Here is a 16,691-nt window from a genome sequence, read left to right as displayed (position 1 = left end):
TTAAACTGAGCGGCGGCGTATAGGAGGACTAAAATGGTTGAATTGACGAAAGATTCATTTGAACAAGAAGTGCACGGATCGAAAGGTGTTACATTGGTTGATTTCTGGTCTCAGTCTTGTGTGCCGTGCAAACAGTTAATGCCTGACGTTCATGCAATGGCAGAGCGCTATACGGGGAAGGTAAAGTTCTGTTCGTTTGATATCGGTCTCGGACGCAGAGTTGCAATGAAAGAGCAGGTGCTCGGTCTGCCTTCAATTCTTATTTACGTTGACGGCGAAAAGAAAGAACATCTGACCGGCGAAGGTCTAAACGCCAAACAGATTGAAGATACGCTTCAAAAGTATCTGTAAGAATTTAGAACCTGTTGATTTATGCAGCAGGCTCACTGCCTCGATGCTCTGCGTCGAGGTGTGTTGATTGTGAAATATCGGGGAAACATCTCCTGATATAGGGTGTTTCTAAAAATCCAAGCGGATTTTTAGAAATTTCTACAATTTCCTTGGAGGGTATGCTATGGAATTAAAAGGCAAAAAGGTCATCATTATCGGTGACCGCGACGGCATTCCCGGGGAAGCCATAAAGCTTTGTGCTGAGACGGCGGGCGCTGAAGTTGTTTATGCGGCAACCGAATGCTTCGTCTGAACAAGCGCAGGCGCAATGGACTTGGAAAACCAAAAGCGGGTTAAAGATTTAGCTGAAAAGTACGGCTGCGAGAACACAGTGGTGCTTCTCGGCGGTGCCGAAGCTGAATCGTCAGGCCTTGCCTGTGAAACCGTTACAAACGGTGATCCTACTTTTGCAGGTCCTTTGGCAGGAGTCTCGTTGGGACTTTTGTGTTATCATGTGGTTGAACCGGAAATCAAAAATCAAATAGATCCTAAGGTCTATGAAGAACAAATCAGTATGATGGAGATGGTTCTTGATGTTCCTGCAATTATTGCAGAAGTCAAAGAATATCGTGAAAAATACTGTAAGTTTTTAAAGTAAAAATGACATGATAAAAGCGTATCGATTGCGATCTGCTAATCGATACGCTTTTGTAAACTTTCCTCAATCTTAAATTAGAATAAAATTCGTATGCGAGACCTTGACTAATCTTGAAAAGCAATTAGAATTATTAGTATGAGTGATTATCTGGATATCAATAATGAAGAGTTATTGAAAGACTTTTTTAGTGAAGCGGAACAGCAAGTAGAGCAGTTGGAAAGTAATATCCTTGTTATCGAGCAAGATCCTACCAATAAAGAAGCTATTGATGAAATTTTCCGTGCGGCTCATACTTTGAAAGGTGGTTCTGCGACCGTTGAAATGAGTGAATTATCCGGTTTCACTCATGCTGTCGAAGATTTGCTTGATGCTATCCGGTCGAATCAAGTTACAGTTACAGCAGGGATTCCGCATTATAAGCTTTTGTAGATAAAATTCAGTGAAACCACTGCTATACGTAACAAAAAACCAAGTTTTTAATCGTAAAAAAGGCTTCATACCTTCAAGTGTAAAGACTTTTCTATGGTTTAGAACATAGATTTCATGTGTTTTTATTTATAATGCGGAATCCCTGACAGTTACAGAGGAAACCATTGACCTTTTGTTGCATTCTTTGGATATAATCAAAGATATGCTTGCCGCAAGATCTAATGGTGAGGTATATAGCCAAGATGTGTCTGAAACGGTAACAAAGTTGCGGTCGTATATCCCTGATAAGAAAGATACTAAAAAAACTACTGCAAAAGCTTCTTCGCCTAAGCCTGCTGTCTCTAAACCGGTAACGCAGCCGCAAGCAAAAGCTGTAGCTTCCGGCGACGAAGATGCCGTCGATCCGGCATCTTTACTTTCCGAATATGAAATCCTTGAATTACGCGAAGCGGTACCCGCCGGAAATAAGGTGTATGCCATTCGAGTGCAGTTTGATGAGTCAAGTTTAATGAATACCGTTGGTGGCATTCAGGTGTTTGCAGCTTTAAAGCAATCTGCGATGGTGCTTAAAACCATTCCCGATTTTGATGCACTCTATGAAGATGAATTTCATTCTGAAGTTCTTTATTATGTTGCGTCAACGGCAAGCGAAAGTAGTTTGCTATCGATTGCAAATATTCCCGATGTGACGCTTAATGCAGTAATCGACGAACTAACCTTTAGTGCCGAAGGGAGCGCTTCAAAAACAAAAGCTTCAAAACCGGAAGAGCCTGCTCCAGCTGCAGAAGTACAGCCTGCTCCTGACACAGGATCGAAAGCTGAAACGCCACAGCCGGAAGCGTCCGCTCCTGCCGTGCAGGGAGATGCAGGGCATCCGAAAAAAGCTCCGGCCGCCGCCGCAAATGCCGCCCACGCATCGGGGTCGGTACTGCGCGTTGACGCAAAGCGTATTGACTACTTACTGAACTTGGTCAGCGAGACGGTTATTACCAAAGCATCACTTAACCAAAGTGCAATGGAGTTTAATGAGCTTTATGCGCTTTTCCAAAATGCGAACGGTGAATATAAAGATCGAATTCGTAAACTTTTGGATAAATTCCCGTCTTATCTTGAGAAGCTTCAACAAGGAGCAGATTTAAATACTATTAAGAAGGAACTTGCAGCAGATTATGCCGGTATGTTTGAGCTTTTTAGTCAGTTTGAAACATCCATGAAATATTCGGTTACTAAGTTCCGTTCTTCCGCACAAAACTTGGGACGTATTTCAGGTGAGTTGCAGGAAGGGGTTATGAAAATCCGTATGGTCCCCATCAGTCAGATTTTCAGCCGCTTCCCTCGCGTTGTTCGCGATCTTTCTAAATCGTTAAATAAGAATATCCAGCTTGTAATCGAAGGTGAAGATACCGAATTGGATAAATCGGTAGTCGAAGATCTTCTTGATCCGATTATGCACTGCGTGCGTAATTCGATGGATCATGGTATTGAAACTCCTGAAGAGCGGAAAGCGTTGGGTAAATCCGAGCAGGGAACTCTTTTGCTCAAGGCAAGTAATGAAGGGAACATGATTGTTATCGAAGTTGTCGATGACGGCAAGGGTATTGATGTCGATGCTGTCAAGGCAAAGGCTGTAGAACGTGGCCTTTTACATCCCGGCAAAAACCTCACCGATGTTGAAGCGTATCAGTTGATCTTTGCACCGGGTTTTTCAACCTCAAAGACAATTTCAAGCGTTTCAGGGCGTGGTGTTGGTCTGGATGTCGTTAAGACGCATATCGAAAAGCTCAACGGAACGGTTACAGTTGTTTCGGAAAGAAATAGGGGGACTCGCTTTACGATTAAACTTCCGTTAACGCTTGCAATTATCCAAGGCTTGCTGATACGTGTCGGCGAAGAAGTGTACTCTATCCCGATTACTTCCGTTATTGAAAGTCATCGTGTGCGCAGTGAAGAAATTAACCGTATTGACAGTTATGAAGTATTTAATGTTCGCAATGAAGTTATCAGTTTGTTGCGGTTGAATAGGCTGTTCGGTGTTCCTTCTGCAGAAAAGGGCGATGACGGTCATCATTATATCGTTATTGTCGGAACAGCTGAAAAGAAAGTTGGATTAATGGTCGATAGTCTCATTGGTGAAGAAGATGTCGTTATTAAGCCTTTAAAAGATCAGTTCACCAATTCTCCGGGAATTGCCGGCGCTTCAATTCTAGGAGACGGTTCCGTTTCATTGATCATCGATGTCGGGCAATTGCTTGATTTGGGCTTAAAACAGGAAATGCATGCCCGTGAACGGCGCGAGGCTTCCATCTGGTAAAAGGGGAGTAAATAGCTATGGAAAAAACCGAGTTGAATGTAAGCGTAAATGAAGATCTGCAAGACGAGTATGTAAACGAGCCTCTTTCTGTTATCGATTTTAAGATGATAACTTTTTCTCTTGCAGAAAAAGATTATGCGATCGATATTATGAAAGTAAAAGAGATCGCAAAAGCGAATAATTTTACGTATGTACCGAATACGGCGCCTTTTGTACTTGGAGTATATAACCTGCGCGGTGATATTATTCCGATTATTGACTTACGTATTTTTTTCAATATTCCGATTAAGCAGCGCGCAAAGGATACGGTTGAAAGTATGGTTATCATTAATGTTGATGATCAGACTTTCGGTATTGTTGTTGACCGGATCGATAAAGTAGTCGGCGTTTCAAAAAATACTATTCAACCGCCGCATCCTATTTTCGGTGATATAAATATTAAATATATTTATGGTGTTGTAGAGAATGCCGGTCAGTTATACATATTATTGGATGTCGATCGTATTTTTGCTTCTCGTACCATAACAGAAACAAAAGCGACAGTTGTCGAAGGTGAGGCGCTGCCGGTTGATGGTTCTGCAAAGGTCGGCGTAACTGATGTTACACAGTCAAATGATGCGCTTGATATCCGCTTTATTGGTGATACACTTGCAGCTCTCGGTCAGTTCTATCCTTCTGCCGTCAATGCTGCATGGCTGGAAAAGCGATACTATGAATGGCGGGATATGCGTGTTGCTTCGAGCATTCAAATACAATCTGAAGACCAAGCGCGGGAGTTTTTGAGCAATTTCCTTTCGCCCAATACGCACCGGTTTTGGTCTGATGCATATATGAATACGGTGCTGGCTGCCTTGCCCGATAATGATGCAAAAATTATTACCGTTTGGAATGTCGGCTGCGATTCGGGATATGAGACATACAGTCTTGCAGTGCTGTTGAAGCAAAAATATCCTCGTGCCGCAATCAGGATTTATGCCAATGATGCTGACTTGTTGGCTATTTCTAATGCGCCGATGCTGACCGTTCCTGAAGATCAGGTGATTAATAGATTTAAACCGTATTTGGTCAAAGGTGTGAATGATTTATATAGCTTCAATCAAGAAATAAAAGACATGATTTTGTTTGAATATCATGATTGTTTGCATCAAAATACAGTGCCTGATGTCGATATTATCCTTGCTCGTGATGTATTATCATTTATTAAAGCGGAAAAGCAGAGCATCTTACTGGAAGAATTTAGAGATAAACTGAAAACAACCGGTATTGTTATCTTAGGTGCAAATGAAATGATGCCTAAACAGAGTGGATGGATGCGGCAAGTAATGGGGGATATAACTACTTTCTCACGAGAGTAGCTTGTAGCGGATAACTGAAAATCGACAAAGATTTTCAGTTATTGATAAAGAGAGGGCTGGTAGCCGTTTTATAACGGCTGTCATGCACAGTTTGTATAAAACTGAAAACGGACCTCGTACCGTAACGGATGTTATTGTTCGTTTAATTTTTTTCGGAAGGAGATTTTGATGCGTGTAGAGTATATCAATCCGTTTAGCGAAGCTGCCTATAATATCTTAGTGCAAGTGCTCGGCGGTGAAGTTAAACGCGGTGACTTGTATTTGAAATCTACTTGTATGCCTGTAATGGGTGTTGCGGCAATTGTAGGTTTGGCCGGTGATGTTGAAGGCCGTGTTATTTTTGATATGACACCGGAAACGGCATTAAAGATTGCATCGACGATGAATCAGGAAGAGTTCACCGAATTTGATGAATTGGGGCGTGCAACGATCACGGAACTTGCAAACCTCATTACCGCACAAGCAGTAACGAAGCTGCATGATCTTGGGTTTAAATTCGATTTAACCCCGCCAGCTCTTTTCACCGGTGATAATATGTCAATATCGAGCAGTGATATTGAAGCATTGATCGTACCGATGGAAACGGCGCAGGGTAAAGTTGAAATAAACGTTGCTATTCGCGACAGAGCATAAGAGGAGAGTAGGCTATGATTTCTAAACAAGATTTTCCGTCTATTAACGAACGTGCCCCGGGTGGCGTAAGAGCTGATGGTTCAGCTTATAAAGTCCTGGTGGTGGATGATTCTATTTTCGTTTCTAAACAGATCGGTCAGATTTTAACCAGTGAAGGCTATGAGGTTATTGCAACTGCTGTTGACGGATTTGAAGGTGTTGAAAAATACAAAGAGTTGTGTCCGAATGTCGACCTTGTTACAATGGATATCACGATGCCAAAAATGGATGGTATTACGGCTCTTGAACAGATAATGGCTTTTGATAAAAATGCAAAGGTTGTTATGATCAGCGCGCTCGGAAAAGAAGAGTTGGTAAAGAAATCCCTGCTGCTTGGAGCAAAAAACTATATTGTAAAACCGCTCGATCGCAAAAAGGTTCTTGAACGTATCGCTGCTGTTTTAGCGAAATAACGAAGATTCCATATCTTACCGTAGAAAATATATAATCTGCGGTAAGATATGATTTTTGCAGATGCCCTCGGCAGGGGGGTGGTTACTGACAACAGCTGTCATTTATGAATACAGAGCAGTTGGTATGTGTGATCTTTGTATGAAATGATGTATTCATCTCCGAGTAGGCGGTTGAGCTTATTTCTAAGCCGATAGATGTGCGTTTGCGCATAATTTTGGCTGTTTTTAACCGTTTTTGCATTTAATAATTCAATAATTTCTTCTACGCTTATTCCGTCTTTCTTTTCTAATAATCTTGTAATCAGTTGTTTTTGTTTCTTCGAGAAATGTTCCATTACTCGATTGACACTATTTGCATTGGCGGAATAAGCATTGAAAACTTGATGTTCCGTTTGAGATGTATATTTTTCTTTTTGTTTTTTATACTTTCGAAGCTTCTTTTTAACTTTTTTAATCAATTCTTTATCTTTTTCGGTTGTAAATGGAAAGTAGTAATATTCCGATAGGTAATGAACGGTAAAATCAAAGGTAGTTTCGGTTTCGCTATAGTCGATCACGGTAAATGTTAATCCGAGTTTGTCAAGTAATTCCTCAATGTCGATATTATAGTGCTGTATTCTACTGTGTTCGATGAGTAAAATTTTAAGTGACGGACTTTTGAACTTGGAAAGAAAATCTTTTAAACAATACGCAGCCGAAACTTGTATGTTGGCATCTTCGAGATACCGGTGGAGACTTTTATTTCTTTGCAGATTTTGATCATATAAAAGCACTCTCATACTTTTATTTTCGGTTGAATACCTGTTATGCTCAATCGTTTATCAGAGAATTGTCGAAACTGTGTGTCTTGCTTTTACCTACTTGCATACGGTCTATAAAGTATCGTATGATGCTTATCTATGGCAAAACGTACAAAAAGAAAAATATCGCTCGGTTGTCTCTTTTGGATTGTATTTATTTTATTGATTGCGGTACTTTTTTTCTTGAATAAGGACACAATATCTTTTGTTTTAGATAAAACGAACGCAAGAAGCATATTCTTAAAAGATAAAGTTGAAACGCCTCAAGAATCTTCACAAGCGCTACCTGAAATTCAATCTAAGGAAGAGAGCGGAGATAGCACTCCTATAAAAGGAGACGGAAGTAAAGAACCTGAACAAGAAACGAACAGTGAACCTGCTAAGCCGCAACAAAGTAGTGGTAAGCAGTCCGCTGAATCACAAAAGCCCGAAGCTTCCAATACGCGTACCAATGAGCAAATCAAGAAACCTCAGTCTGAAAATAATAGTCGAGTTAATTCGCAACAAAACAGCGGGCAAACAACTGTCCCCAGTTCGACGACGTCCAAACCGGTTGAAGAACGGACGGCGCCGCAGCGCAGTACCGCTACAGCTGCACAACAGCCGCAGGCTACTTCTTCATCAGCACAGAAACCGAATGCAACTACACCGGCAAAATCCGAAACCGATAAAAGTCAACCGGCAGCGGTAAGAAAAGCGGTTATATACTGGGTTCGGGTAGATGCGGATGGAAAGCTCGTTCCTAAGAGTGCGATCCGTTTGCTTCCTAAGTCCGATGCGCCGATGAGCGATGCGCTTGAAGCCCTTTTTGCCGCTCCTACTGTAGACGAGTTAAAACAGGGCGTACGAACGCTTATTCCACCCGACACCAAGCTCCGTTCCGCATGGGTCAGAGATGGTGTAGCATTTATCAATGTGAGTGAGGAATTTCAGTTTAACCAATACGGCATTGATGGTGCCTTAGCGCAGCTTTTGCAAGTGGTATTTACAGCGACGGAATTTTCGACCGTAAAATCGGTGCAGTTTCTGATTGAAGGGCAAAAAAAAGAATATCTTGGCGCTGAAGGTGTGTGGATAGGCACACCGCTTTCGCGTACTTCTTTCTAACGTGAATTCCCGTGCGTCTTTTAAAAACTGAAGCTTTGGAGATGTCCTGCGGTTTACCGAAGGGGATTTTATGCCGATATTGGAGAGTATGAAATCTTTTGTTGTGCTGGCTGCAAACGGTATTTCCGATTATGCTCTGCGGCCGCTTACCCAAGACGGTTGTACTGCTCTTGCTTCCGCACTGGAGCGTACAAGCCGTTTTCCCGATTATGCGGGTACCATTATAACCGCAGCAACCGAGCAATGCGCTGCAATTCAAAAATACTGCGATGATGTACAGCTTTCCACCCTGCCGCCGGTACAGGTAGTTCCGGTTGCAGAGGATACCGCTGCTGCCTTTTTTAAGGCGCTTACCCCTTTTGCAGTGGAAGCAGATCATATCTTTATTGCATGGGCAGATGCCCCTTTTTTAGACAGTGCGGGTGCGGCGCAGCTCTATGCTCAGCATTGTACCTATAAGGCGGAATACAGTTTTGCGGATGGGTATCCTGAGGGGCTTCTTCCGCAAATCGTTTCGGCAGGTCTTGTACCCATATTAGCAGCGCTGCCTTTTGCAGCAGAGGTGCCGCTTAATCGCTCTTTTCTTTTTGATACCGTTAAAAAAGATATAAACTCCTACGACTTGGAAACGATGATTGCGCCCGAAGATATGCGGCACCTGCGACTCGCTTTTTACGCCGACAGCAAGGCTTCTTGGCTCTTGTGCAGTCATTTTACCGGTATCACTGCGGAGAACTATGCAGCATATATCACCGAGCGGCAAGAATTCCTGCGGCCGCTGCCTGCCTATTACGGTATGGAGATAGTCGCCTATCATCCCTTACCTTCCATCTACCGTCCGAATCTGTTCCCTAAAAACTTTGATGATTCTTGCTGTATGGACTTTGAAGCCGCCGCTCGGCTCATTGATGCGATTGCCGCTTTTTCCGAAAGCGCCGTTATTTCGCTGTCGCTCTATGGGGAACCGCTCTTGCATCCCCAGTTTGCAACGATTGTGGCGCAGATATTGAACCATCAGAATCTTTCAGTCTTGATAGAAACGAGCGGTGTTGTAGAAAAAACGGCAGCTAATCTTGAGTGTTTTGATCGGCTCGCTCAAGTTTGCAGGGATATACCGCCGAGAAGTAACGGGCGCTTGCCGATTTACTGGATTGTCGATATCGATGCGGCAGGTTCAAAAACGTACGGCACCGTGCATCAGCTTCCCGATGAGGATGCGGAACGGTATTTAAAGCAGGCTGTAACTTTTGCGGATCAATTAGCAAAAGTTTTTCCCAAAGCGGTGTGGGTACAGATGACACGTATGAATGAAAATGAAGCGGAATTGGAGCCTTTTTACCGGCTATGGGAAAAACGAGAAGCAAAGCCGCTTATCCAAAAATACGATCATCTTTGCGGGATTCTTCCCGACCGCCGCCCTGCCGACATTTCTCCGTTGAAGCGGCATCCTTGCTGGCACCTCAAGCGGGATTTGTCTATTTGCACAGACGGAACCGTTCCGCTCTGTAAAGAAGATGTCAGCTGTTCGGTTGTACTCGGCAATGCCTTTACGATGCCGCTCGAAACGATTTGGGAAAACGGCCGGCGTTTTTACTCCGATCAGATACAATCCTGCTATAAGGGGGTATGTGAGCACTGTGACGAATATTATACCTACAACTTTTAACGAACGGAAGGTTTCACATACTATTATCGGCGGTATGCAGTATCGGGGACAAGACAAGGCGGAAAATTTTTGCGTTGTTGTGTTAAACCGCGGCAGAAAGTATTATCGACAGCTCTTTTTTGAACAGCTCTTAGCTGAAGGATTTACCTCTGTTATTTCGATAGAGTCAAGTGCCGATGTCGGCGACATGGAAAGCCTCACAGGAAAATTTCCGCAAGTACGGTTTTTATTTCCGCAAGAAAAACTCACCGTCGGGGAGATGATTAATCTCGGCTTTGCGGAAACGTCCGCTCCATATATTATGGTATTATGGAACGATACACGCATTCCGCCGGGAAGTTTTACCGAGCGGGTACTTGAAAAGATTAAACAAGAGCATTTGTTTTGTGCAGCGCCTGTGCTGGCGAATGTGCGAGGTGAAGCGGTACCTAATCAAATGGTTCCCAGCCTGAATGGGAATCGATTTTCGACCGAACAGCTTTCCTGCATCAAAAATAAGACCGCAACTATTTATCCCTATGATTTTATGGGAATTTATAGTAGAAATAAGTGTATGCAGCTCGGCGGTTTTGATTATACTATTCAGAATCCTTATTGGCAAAACCTTGATTTCGGTTTTCGTGCACACCTCTGGGGGGAGGCGATCCGGATCTTTACGTCGTTCAGGATTCACTATGAGGGCGAGCCGCCGCCTGAAAATATTTCCGTTGATGCTTCATATCGGCAGTTTTATCTTAAAAATCTTGCACCGGAGTTGACGGGCGGAGAGGCTGCTATTCCTTTTAAATTATTCTGGAGCTATCTGCATAACTCCGGCTTAAACCCGCTGCATGCATGGCAGCATTTTTCTGAAGCGCGGCGATGGACTGAATTGAATAAGAAGCGGTTTATTACCACCGCCCGTACATTGATAGAGCATTGGGAGCCTTTTATATGAGCGTTTATTCAGGTGTTGCCGTTGTTGTACAAGCACGCCTCAATTCTTCACGGTTGCCGCACAAAGCGCTTTTGAACCTTTGCGGCAAACCGCTTCTTGCCTATACGCTTGAAGCAATGCGGGAGATTCCTGCGGAACGGTACATCCTTGCTTGCGATTATACATCGGCAGCTGATTTTGCACCGCTTGCAGAGCAATTTCATTATACCCTCATCAGCGGTTCGGAAACCGATGTGCTTGGCCGTTTTTGTTCGGTTGTTAAGCAGTTTGAAACTTCACTCCGTCCCATTACAACGATTATCCGCGCAACGGGTGACAATCCTTTTTTGTTTACTGAAGCTGCCGAAGCTTCCGTTCAGCGGTTTGTGGAACTGGGAGAGCCTGATTACTTTACCTACACCGGTCTTCCGCACGGCAGTGGCGTCGAAATTATAAAGGCGAAGAGCTTGCTTACCGCAGAACGGCTGACCGATGATGCGTATGACCATGAACACGTTGGTCCCGCGCTGTATCGGCATACCGATACCTTTATCTGTGTAAAAGAAACCGCTCCATTGCGGTGGTATGCGCCGCACTTGCGGACAACAGTCGATACGCGGGATGATTTTAACCGTGCGGAATTGATGATGCAGTATCTACAAAGGGAAAAGACTGCAATGCCTCCGTCTTCGTCCGCAGTTATGCAGGCATGCCGATATGCCGGTAGAATTGCCGTGTTTGTTCCGTCGGTACGGGAAGGGCAGGGAACGGGACATCTCCGCCGTGCCTGCAGCTTGATGCAAGAGCTTGCCCCTCAGCTACGCTGTGTGTTGTATCTCCGATCTTCATCTGAGCCTCCATTCGTTCAGGATATCATTAAGAAGATGGGAAATATTGAGACTGTTAATGAAATTCCTGAGCAAACATGCGTCTTTATCCTCGATAATTTTAGGACACAGGCGGAAGAAGTGCGGCAGCTTAAAAAAATTGCGCCGGTCATCGCCTTGGATGAAGGAGGCGAGGGGAGGGCTTTTGCCGACTATCTGATCGATATTCTCCCTACTTTACCCCATTCCATTGAGTTGTCTGACGTATCGGCGCCGAAGCCTTCGCCGGATTCATTAAATGCTTCAAATTCTTCGCAATCAGCGATGAACCGTACTACAGATCACTCCAAACATACTACGGATCAGCCTGAATCGGTTGAAGCGCTTCGGGCAAATCTCACCGAAACGGGCTTTATTGCGCTGCCGCAAAAGCGGAAACGGGACGGCGCTTTTAAAAAATATGAAAGGAACGGGAAATACTTTTTTCCCATTGAAAATGCAAAACTTTTGATTGTCTGCGGCGGAGAAGATGCCGCTCACATGGGGCTTCCACTCGCTCATATCTTTGCCGAGCTCGGTGCGGAAGTTTCCGTTATTGAGCCAAATGAAAAAAAGTATTCTCAGCAGAAAATGAACCTCTATGTGTATCCCTATTTGGAAAATCTGCGGGATAGGCTCTGCGAATGGGATATCATTGTAACACACTACGGTTTTACCGCCTTTGAAGCGCTCGCCGCAGGCTGTGCGGTTATTCTTGTTTCTCCGACCGATTATCATTATCGACTGGGGCTTAATGCAGGATTTTCAACGATGCCTGCCGGTATGCCGTCCGCTCAGGATATTAAGGCGTTGTTCAAGGCTGGTATCGGTATTCCATCGATCGTTACGCCGCAGTCAAAAGAAAAAAGTCTTGCCGATTTTATCTTGAAGCTTTCTACAGCAACTGCGCATCGTTGTCCGCTCTGCGATGAGCAGGCTTTGCTTCCTCCCGAAGGCCGGGCAGAGAATAAAACGGTTTCGCACTGTCCTGTTTGCGGGATGTACTATCCGTCGTTTGTTGCTGCAGAAAAAAAAGAGTACGGCGAACAGTATTTTTTTGAAGAATATCAAGCTCAGTACGGTAAGACCTATCTGGAAGACTTTGAATCGATTAAACGGCAGGGCTTACGGCGGATGTCGATCATTAATGCAATCTATGCGAAGGTCTTTAATGGCGGCAAGGAAGAATCGCTTTTTGAAGGCCTACATCACGGGACAAAGCGGATTCTCGATGTGGGCTGCGCTTATGGCCCCTTCCTTGCGGCTGCAAAGGAGTCCGGTTGGAATCCCGTCGGTACCGATATTTCGGCGGAGGCTGTGCACTATGTTTGTAAGACGCTCCAGCTTCCTGCTTGTCAGGCGCCTTTTCCGGTACTTCCGGCACGGTTTCCTTTTACGGTTGAAAAAACATTTACCGAACAGCATAACCAGTCGCTCAGTATTCCGCTTGAATCAGGCGGTTTTTCTGCCGTTGCAATGTGGTTTGTTATTGAGCATTTTCAGGATTTGAATTCGGTGCTACAAAAGGTTTCCGATCTTTTGATTGGAGGTGGAATTTTTGCTTTTTCCACGCCTGCGCTGTCGGGCGTTACCGGTCGGTGGAACCGCCGTCTCTTTTTTGCGCAAAGCCCGACAGACCACTATACCATCTGGGATAGGCGACAGGCAAAAAAACAGCTGGAACGCTACGGTTTCACTGTAAAGAAGATTGTGTCCATCGGGCATCATCCGGAGCGGTTCCCCCATGCAGCCAAGATAAAAAAAGGCGGCTTCCGCTGGAATATATTGATGTTGGTCAGTAAGCTCTTTAAACTTGGCGACAGTATGGAGATTTATGCGGTAAAGATGGGAGCGTTTGATGACTAAAAAACGGGTGTTTATGCTCGGCGCAGGTTTTATGCAAGGTGTTGCGATACGCGCTGCCCGCGCGCTCGGCTGCACTGTCGTTGCAGCCGACGGAAATCCGTCCGCGGTGTGTGCAACGGAAGCCGATGAGTTCGTATGTATCGACTTAAAAGATACCGCGCACCTTATCGACTATGCGCGATATTTACAGCAGAACGGCGGACTTGATGCAGTGTTTACCGCCGCGACGGATTTCTCCGCCGCAGTTGCCGCTATTGCGGCTGCCTGCGGCTTGCGCGGGCACACGCTCGAAGCGGCGCTCAATGCGACGGACAAGGTGCGGATGCGTGAATGTTTCCGTAAAGCCGGCGTACCATCTCCCGCTTTTATTGAGATGACCACCGCCGACCTTGCATCTTCGGCGGTAGTTGCTTCAAGTACTGCAGCTCCGACTGATCGTTTAGATGCAACAGATAATGTCCGGTATAGTGATGCGGGTGCAGCTACAGCCGTAACTAATGCACTTGAACGGCGGCTCGGCGAACTTGCCGGACGCTTCCCGCTGGTGGTAAAGCCCGTCGATAACATGGGCGCCCGCGGGTGTTCGCTCGTCAAAGATTTGTCCGGATTACGGGAAGCTGCGGAGACCGCATTGCGGTATTCGCGGAGCGGGCGCGTCATCGTTGAAGAATATATAGAAGGAAGCGAATTTTCGATTGAAGGGCTGGTTTTCGGCGGGCGGCTGTACATCACAGCGCTTGCCGACCGGCATATCTTTTTTCCTCCGTATTTTATCGAGATGGGGCATACCATCCCGTCGGAGTGTCCGCAAGAAATTGCCGATGAGGTTATATCGGTGTTTGAACGCGGCGTTTATGCGCTCGGCTTAACCGACGGAGCAGTGAAGGGCGACATTCTGGTGCGTGGCGGTAAGGCCTTTGTCGGAGAGATCGCCGCCCGCCTTTCCGGCGGTTACATGTCCGGCTGGACGGTTCCTTACAGCTGCGGTTTGGATATTACGGCGGCAGCGTTGACCCTTGCACTCGGCGGCTCGCCTCGGCTGCACACCTGCGGGAAGGATTCTTTCATTATCCCGCTCAAACAAAACTGTCCGTTTGTGTCTGCGGAGCGGGCATGGATTTCCATTCCCGGGCAGGTGGCAGCCGTCAGCGGCTTGGAAGCCGCACGCGCAGCGCCCTTCGTCAAAGATGTATTTCCCCGTGTTGGAGTAGGCGATACGGTGGTGTTCCCGCAGAACAATGTAGAAAAATGCGGCAATGTACTGGGCGCTGCGCCGAGCCGCCGGGAAGCGGTGCTGGCAAGCGAGACCGCCTGCCGTAAAATTGTACTGCGGCTTACTCCTCATGTTGCGGAAACCGATGCTTTCTTGGCAGAGCTGCATTCTCCTGCAGAACAGCAAATATTTCCGCCGAATTTTCTGCAATTTACGGAGCCGCTTGCTAGTGCCGCGGCCGCGGCAGAGGTAGCTGCGGATGCGCTTACTGCAGCTCCTGCTGTGGCAAGAATAAGCGCAGATGTGCTTACTGCGGATCCCACTGCGGATAGAAAACTTCAACGTGTCGCAGATTGTTCTGTAGATTCGAGTGTTTTTTTCGACCGGTTACTCGCGGATTCCGTTTACCAAGAAAAAGAAGGCTTTGTACTGCCGGACTTTTTAGTTGCAGCGTTAGGTACTGCCCGCGATCTGCAAGGCAGGTCGCTCCGTGAACTGCTGTGTCAAGCGCTTGCGGAAGAGCCGGGGCTTGCTTCAATATTGTGCGTTTCCGAAACGGCAGAAAATTCTGCGGTGAGTGTTATATCTCCGGCGGAAGCCGATGGCTCCGCTCCGGCATCTGGTTGTATTTCGATTTCATCGGCTATGCAGCGGAAGAACGGATATTGGAAAGCGCTTATCCGTGGCGGACTACAAGGATTACTCTATTGGTATGACTGCGAAAAGGCATAACAGTATACTTTTTATTGCCGGTATTTTTCTCTTTTTATCGGGTATTGCTCCCGCCTTCGCTGCGGAGAAAACCGTTTCTGCGCTTGATGCAGCAAAAACGCTCGGCGCTGATGTAACATGGGATCCGCTGTCACAGGAAATTATGTTTACGGTCGGAGACCATACGGCTCAGTGCCGGATAGGTACGCCGCTTGTGTTTTTTGACTATCGTGAAACGGTAATCGCTCAAGCTCCTCTGATGGGAACAAATGCTCAGCCGCAGCTTCCCGCAGTACTCTTTACGCAGTTGGAGGATTTTTTTAAGCAATTTGATACCGGCTCGTTTTTCCGTGTCGGCGCCATTCTCATTGATCCCGGGCACGGCGGAAAAGATCCCGGTACTATCGGGTCTTACATTGAAAATGGTAAAACTATCCCCGTCTACGAGAAAAATATTGCGTTAACCGTTTCACTTTCTCTCTATGATATGTTACGTAAGAGCTATCCCGATAAAAAAATCCTGCTGACTCGTTCCGGCGACACGTACCCTAGTTTAGAGGAACGGGTTGAGATGGCGAATAAAGTTCCCCTCAAGAAAAATGAAGCCATCCTCTATATTTCGATCCATGCAAACGCTTCTCCGTTTAACAAGGCTCCTTACGGTTTTGAGATCTGGTATTTACCTACCGACTATCGGCGCGATTTAATCGATAAAAATGCAACATCAAAAGAGATTGCCCATATTTTAAATATAATGCTTGAAGAAGAATTTTCTACGGAAAGTATTTTAATCGCAAAAAATATTTCGGACGGACTGGAAGCTCAGATCGGCAAAGAGAGTAAAAACCGCGGGTTAAAAGAAAAGGAATGGTTTGTTGTGCGGAATGCGAAGATGCCGAGCGTACTCATTGAACTGGGCTTTGTAACCAATCCCGAAGAAGCAAAACGGCTGAATACCCCTTCCTACTTGCAAAAATGCGCACAAGGAATATATAATGGTCTCACTGCATTTATCTCTCGCTTCGAGGGTCAATAGGTAAAATCGGGTAACCGCACGAGAAATATTTGAGCGGTTACCTTCCTTTTGCACGAAATTTCAAAGGTATAAGGTGAGCGTCTAAAATGGCGCCGCTCACCTTAACCGTCAAGTTTTCGAAAGAAAACTTGCTTATTGATGCGTGCGCTTTCAGCGCACCAATGCAACAGTTTCCAAAATTTATATTTTGTTCAACTGTCGCATTTTAAAGAAACAAAATTTCGTGCGGTTTATTGTTAAAAGAAGGGTAATTGCATCAGATAACTAGATAAGAATCGCAGAATAATGGACTGTTTTTGAAAATCTTTCCGTAAGCCTTTTAAAAATAGGCGGAGCAGATGC

12 protein-coding genes and 2 pseudogenes are annotated in these 16,691 nt (G+C 45.5%); 13 read left to right on the top strand and 1 reads right to left on the bottom strand.

The genetic code is table 11. The features are described 5' to 3' along the window. Positions 1-33 precede the first annotated feature (33 nt). The 7 genes and pseudogenes from trxA to DWB79_RS10600 all read left to right on the top strand — a co-directional run bounded on the left by trxA (position 34) and on the right by DWB79_RS10600 (position 6,168). On the top strand, positions 34-351 hold the full coding sequence (gene trxA, locus DWB79_RS10630) for a thioredoxin TrxA (RefSeq protein ID WP_016524044.1): 318 nt from the start codon (positions 34-36) through the stop codon (positions 349-351). A 163-nt stretch (positions 352-514) separates the two neighbouring features. Then, positions 515-988 carry a glycine/sarcosine/betaine reductase complex selenoprotein A gene (grdA, locus tag DWB79_RS10625; RefSeq protein WP_082244624.1) on the top strand — a complete coding sequence of 158 codons (474 nt, stop codon included), beginning with the start codon at positions 515-517 and terminating at the stop codon, positions 986-988. 135 nt (positions 989-1,123) lie between these two features. Then, positions 1,124-1,387 (top strand): annotated as a pseudogene (locus tag DWB79_RS10620) (Hpt domain-containing protein); the annotation flags it as partial. Positions 1,388-1,559: 172 nt separating this feature from the next. After that, positions 1,560-3,728, top strand: a pseudogene (locus tag DWB79_RS10615) (chemotaxis protein CheW); the annotation flags it as partial. Positions 3,729-3,745: 17 nt separating this feature from the next. Continuing rightward, the gene (locus tag DWB79_RS10610; RefSeq protein ID WP_016524041.1) at positions 3,746-5,083 is read left to right on the top strand and encodes a CheR family methyltransferase; all 1,338 of its coding nucleotides are present in this window, start codon (positions 3,746-3,748) and stop codon (positions 5,081-5,083) included. Positions 5,084-5,251: 168 nt separating this feature from the next. Beyond that, complete coding sequence (locus DWB79_RS10605; protein ID WP_006188200.1) at positions 5,252-5,716, top strand: chemotaxis protein CheX; 465 nt, start codon at positions 5,252-5,254, stop codon at positions 5,714-5,716. Between the two features lie 14 nt (positions 5,717-5,730). Next, positions 5,731-6,168, top strand: coding sequence for a response regulator (locus DWB79_RS10600; protein ID WP_016524040.1), 438 nt, complete (start codon positions 5,731-5,733; stop codon positions 6,166-6,168). A 98-nt stretch (positions 6,169-6,266) separates the two neighbouring features. On the opposite strand, the gene DWB79_RS10595 is transcribed toward DWB79_RS10600, so the two are convergent. After that, on the bottom strand, positions 6,267-6,947 hold the full coding sequence (locus DWB79_RS10595; protein ID WP_016524039.1) for a helix-turn-helix domain-containing protein: 681 nt from the start codon (positions 6,945-6,947) through the stop codon (positions 6,267-6,269). Positions 6,948-7,067: 120 nt separating this feature from the next. Here DWB79_RS10595 and DWB79_RS10590 point away from each other — a divergent pair, with 120 nt between their 5' ends. From DWB79_RS10590 to DWB79_RS10560, 6 genes are all read left to right on the top strand, one after another. Beyond that, entirely contained in the window at positions 7,068-8,075 is a 1,008-nt protein-coding gene (locus tag DWB79_RS10590; protein WP_016524038.1) for a GerMN domain-containing protein, read from the top strand. 70 nt (positions 8,076-8,145) lie between these two features. Further along, complete coding sequence (locus DWB79_RS10585) at positions 8,146-9,741, top strand: spiro-SPASM protein (protein WP_016524037.1); 1,596 nt, start codon at positions 8,146-8,148, stop codon at positions 9,739-9,741. Then, positions 9,713-10,678 carry a glycosyltransferase family protein gene (locus DWB79_RS10580; RefSeq protein WP_016524036.1) on the top strand — a complete coding sequence of 322 codons (966 nt, stop codon included), beginning with the start codon at positions 9,713-9,715 and terminating at the stop codon, positions 10,676-10,678. Before DWB79_RS10585 ends, DWB79_RS10580 begins: the two co-directional genes overlap by 29 nt. Continuing rightward, positions 10,675-13,389 (top strand): cytidylyltransferase domain-containing protein, encoded by a 2,715-nt coding sequence (locus DWB79_RS10575; RefSeq protein WP_016524035.1) that lies wholly within the window; start codon positions 10,675-10,677, stop codon positions 13,387-13,389. Before DWB79_RS10580 ends, DWB79_RS10575 begins: the two co-directional genes overlap by 4 nt. Next, entirely contained in the window at positions 13,382-15,334 is a 1,953-nt protein-coding gene (locus DWB79_RS10570; RefSeq protein ID WP_016524034.1) for an ATP-grasp domain-containing protein, read from the top strand. Before DWB79_RS10575 ends, DWB79_RS10570 begins: the two co-directional genes overlap by 8 nt. Further along, positions 15,315-16,349: an N-acetylmuramoyl-L-alanine amidase gene (locus DWB79_RS10560; RefSeq protein ID WP_016524033.1), complete on the top strand. Its 1,035-nt coding sequence runs from the start codon at positions 15,315-15,317 to the stop codon at positions 16,347-16,349. The genes DWB79_RS10570 and DWB79_RS10560 overlap by 20 nt, the downstream gene beginning before the upstream one ends. The last annotated feature ends 342 nt before the right edge of the window (positions 16,350-16,691 follow it).

Source organism: Treponema medium, from assembly GCF_017161265.1.
Classification (GTDB): domain Bacteria; phylum Spirochaetota; class Spirochaetia; order Treponematales; family Treponemataceae; genus Treponema; species Treponema medium.
Note: the sequence above shows the minus strand (reverse complement) of the source record. Positions and strands in the feature narration are given on the sequence as shown.